The sequence below is a fragment of the Mycobacterium sp. NGS27 genome, assembly GCF_059813005.1.
This window is the reverse complement of the sequence record NZ_JCALDT010000039.1, coordinates 1-556: the sequence shown is the minus strand read 5'-3', so window position 1 is coordinate 556 and position 556 is coordinate 1. Positions and strand designations below refer to the sequence as shown.

The window sequence follows — 556 nt, the reverse complement described above, 5'->3', positions numbered from 1 at the left end:
CGGTAGTGGTGTGTTGGGCTGGTGGTCGATCGCGGGGTCGTCGATGTCGATAACCGCTCCACCGAAATCTTCTAGCCGGCAGCGCAACTCGGTGGTGCTGACCGCGGCGAGGGGTGCGGCGTCGTCGAGCATGAACTGGATGCGGGTGCGGGGGTGGGCGGGGTCGATGGGTAGGTAGGCGGCGCCGGTTTTCAGGACGGCCAGGATGGCGGTGATGGCCTCGGCGCTGCGGGGCAGCAGCAGTGCGACGCAGTGTCCGGGAGCGGCGCCGTGGCCAGCAAGTAGGTGCGCCAACCGGGTGGAGGTGTCGTCGAGTTCGCGGTAGGTGACCGAGTGTTGGCCGCAGGTGAGTGCTACTGCGTCGGGGGTGCGGGTGGCTTGGGCGGTGAACAATGCCGAGATCGAGTCTGCGGTCGGGGTGGGGTGGGTGAGTGCGGTGCGATTCCCCAACACCTCCAACTCCGCGTACTCGGCCGGGCCGAGCAGGTCGATGTCGGCGAGGGGTTGGTCGGGTTGGGTGGTCATGGCTGTGAGAAGCCGTTGCAACCGCGCCACC

General features: G+C 68.0%; 1 protein-coding gene. It reads right to left on the bottom strand.

Going from position 1 to position 556, the window contains the following annotated elements:
* Positions 1 to 525 (bottom strand): AMP-binding protein (locus AC5Y30_RS25465; RefSeq protein WP_499922080.1); only part of this gene is annotated, 525 nt, incomplete at its 3' end.
* Positions 526 to 556: the final 31 nt, after the last annotated feature.